This is a genomic window from Streptomyces sp. NPDC059695, from assembly GCF_042733785.1.
In the GTDB taxonomy this organism is placed as follows: Bacteria; Actinomycetota; Actinomycetes; order Streptomycetales; family Streptomycetaceae; genus Streptomyces.
The window spans coordinates 1-2,924 of sequence record NZ_JBHWFF010000078.1 but is presented as its reverse complement, the minus strand read 5'-3'; the positions used below and the strand labels follow the sequence as shown (position 1 = coordinate 2,924).

The window sequence follows — 2,924 nt, the reverse complement described above, 5'->3', positions numbered from 1 at the left end:
GCGTCCGAGAGGACGCGGCGGGCGGTCGTCGTATGACCGGTACGGAACTCAGCCCTGGCGGGCGAGGTCCGCGGCGCCGACCAGGCCGGCCTTGTTGCCGAGCTGGGCGGCGAGGACCTGCGCGTGCGGACGCCACTGGCCGCCGATCAGCCAGCGCCGGAAGGACTTGCGGATCGGGTCGAGGACGAGGTCGCCCTCGTCCGAGACGCCGCCGCCGACGATGAACGCCGAGGGGTCGAAGAGCGAGGCCAGGTCGGCCAGGCCGGCGCCCGCCCAGCGGGCCAGCTCGCGGAAGGAGTCGATGGCGACCGGGTCGCCGGCGCGGGCGGCCTGGCTGACGTGCTTGCCCTCGATCCCCTCCGGGGTGCCGTCGCCGAGGCCCAGGAGGATCTCCGCGCGCTCCGGGGTGGCGTTGGCGCGCTGCTTGGCGTAGCGGACGAGCGCGCGCCCGGAGGCGTACTGCTCCCAGCAGCCCTGGCTGCCGCAGCCGCACAGCAGGCCGTCCGGCACGACCCGGATGTGGCCGAACTCGGCGGCCACGCCGAAGCGTCCGCGGCGCAGCTTGTTGCCGATGATGATGCCGCCGCCGAGGCCGGTGCCGAGGGTGATGCAGATGACGTCCTCGTGGCCCTGGCCCGCACCGAAGCGGTACTCGCCCCAGGCCGCCGCGTTGGCGTCGTTCTCGACGACGACGGGCAGGCCGACCCGCTGCTCGACCTTGTCCTTGAGCGGCTCGTGCCGCCAGTCGATGTTCGGCGCGAAGAGGACGGTGGCGCGCTTGTCGTCGACGTAGCCCGCGGCTCCGATGCCGACGGCCTCGATCTGGTACCCCTTGCCGGCCTCGGAGACCGCGGCGCAGATGGCGTCGACGATGCCCTCGGGGGTCGGCGGGGTGGGCACGGTGTGGGTGTCGAGGATGTTGCCCTCCTCGTCGACCACGCCGGCCGCGATCTTCGTGCCGCCGATGTCGACGCCGATGGTGAGTCCCATGTGTCCCTCAGTTTTCGGTCGAGCCCCGCTAAGGCCCACCGTACCCGAGGGGAGGTGGCCCACCGGTCAGTCGAGGTCGATGTGCTGGCCGGTTCCAGGCCCTTCGTCGTCCTTGTGGTCGTCCTCGTGGTCGTCCTTGCCGTCGTCCTTGTGGTCGCCCTCGTGGGCGTCCCCCCGCGGTGCGTCGGCGTCCCGGCGCGGGTCGTCCGCGTCGGGGACGGCGCCGCCCGCGCCGCCGCGCGTCCAGCGGCTCTCGTGCCCCTCGACGGCCGAGCGGTACGCGGCGAGCAGTTCGCCGCCGGCGGCGGCGAGGTGGTCGAAGACCTGCGGGTTGCGCTCGATGACGGGCTCGACGACGGCCTTCGCCTGGTTGACGATCTGCTGCACGGTCTGCGCGGCCTGGCCGCCGAGGAGCGGGTTCCCGAGGCCGCCGGAGACCTTGTCGGCCACGGCCTCGAAGAGCTTGCGGAACTCCTCCGCGGGCGAGCCCGGCTCGGCGCCGCGCTGCGCCCGGCGGCGGGCCTTCTCCGCCTCCAGGTCCTCGGCACAGGCCTTGGCCCAGGCGTCCGAATCGCTCATGGCGTACTCCTCAGTGGCTGCGTACTTCGACGGTACACGCCGCCTCAGGGGGTGCGGGGCCAGAGCCCGGGGTCCGGCGTGAAGCGCACCCTGAGGTCCCCGTCGACGAGCCCGGCGCCGGTGACGGTGCAGCGGCGCAGGGCACCCGGCAGCGGGACGCCGCGCCGGAACGCGCCGACCGTCAGGAGCAGTTCGTCGCCCCGGCGGACGAGGGCCAGCTCCTCCTTGACGGCCCCGGGCAGCGGGATGTGCCAGACGAGGACGCCGTCCTGTTCCCGCCGGTCCTCCACGGCCCATTCCGGCACGGGGACCGGCTCTCCGGCCCGGACCGGCGCGAGGAGGGCCAGGTCCTCGGCCCCGCGCGGGGCACGGCCGAGGTGCGGCACCTCGTACAAGGCGCCGGTGGCGGCGGTACGGAGCTCCGCGAGGTGCTCGCGCTGGTCGGCGGCGAGCCCGGCGAGCCAGGGGTCGCCGGAGCCGGCCGGCAGGATCCGGTTGGCGACGACGGCGTCGAGGGAGAGGCGCTGGACGGCGAGGCCGAGCCGGGCGTCGCGCAGGGCGCGGGCGGCGGCCGGCCCCGGTTCGAGGACGAGCCGGACGGTGGTGGAGGGGTCCTCGACCACGGCCTGGACGGCGGCGAGCTCGGCCTCCCAGCGGGCGGTGGTCTCGTACAGCCACTGCGCGGGCATCGGTACGCCGGCGAGCTGCGCCAGCATCGGGCGCAGGGCGCGGGCGGCCTGGCGCTCCTGGGGCAGCAGGCGGCGCAGATAGCGGCGCAGCTGCGCGGGGAGGGCGAGCAGGGCGAGGGCCTCGGGCAGCGGGGGCAGATCGACGACGGCGAGGTCGTGGTCACCGGTGGCGGCGTCGCGCAGGGCCCGCAGCAGGGCGAAGGGACGGCTCCCGGGGAGCTCGGTGAGCTCGGCCTCCTCGAAGGGGGCGGCGCCGAGGAGGTCGAGGGCGGCGGAGGAACGGGCCTGCAGGTCGAGGAACTCCCGCCGGAAGTCGCGCCCGGGCCGAGGACGCAGGACCCGGAGGTTCCCGTCGCTCACGGTCGCCTCGTCCTCGGAGACGAGCAGGACCCTGCGGCCGGCCCTCGCCTCGGTGAGGGCGGTGGCGGCGGCGAGGGTGGTGCGGCCGGCACCCCCGGGTCCGGTGACAAGCATGATCCCCATGCGCCGAAACGTTACCGGTCACCACATCACGGCCGCCCGCCACCCGCTGCCCGCGCGGGCCTTCGCCCGCTGCCCGTGTGGGCGTTCACCCGCGCCCGTGTGGGCAATCGTCCCGCTGGGGCGATGGGGGTCCCCCCTGCTCGAGCGAAGCCGAGAGCTTGGGGGAGGGTGGGCACACGGGAC

The 2,924-nt window shown here is 75.3% G+C and carries 3 protein-coding genes; all 3 read right to left on the bottom strand.

The genetic code is table 11. The features are described from left to right. Nucleotides 1-48 precede the first annotated feature (48 nt). Complete coding sequence (locus ACFV2S_RS37865; RefSeq protein WP_189802224.1) at nt 49-990, bottom strand: ROK family glucokinase; 942 nt, start codon at nt 988-990, stop codon at nt 49-51. A gap of 66 nt (nt 991-1,056) precedes the next feature. Continuing rightward, nucleotides 1,057-1,569 carry a DUF5304 domain-containing protein gene (locus ACFV2S_RS37860; RefSeq protein ID WP_385570879.1) on the bottom strand — a complete coding sequence of 171 codons (513 nt, stop codon included), beginning with the start codon at nt 1,567-1,569 and terminating at the stop codon, nt 1,057-1,059. 44 nt (nt 1,570-1,613) lie between these two features. Continuing rightward, the gene (locus ACFV2S_RS37855; protein WP_385570877.1) at nt 1,614-2,741 is read right to left on the bottom strand and encodes an ArsA-related P-loop ATPase; all 1,128 of its coding nucleotides are present in this window, start codon (nt 2,739-2,741) and stop codon (nt 1,614-1,616) included. Between the last annotated feature and the right edge of the window lie 183 nt (nt 2,742-2,924).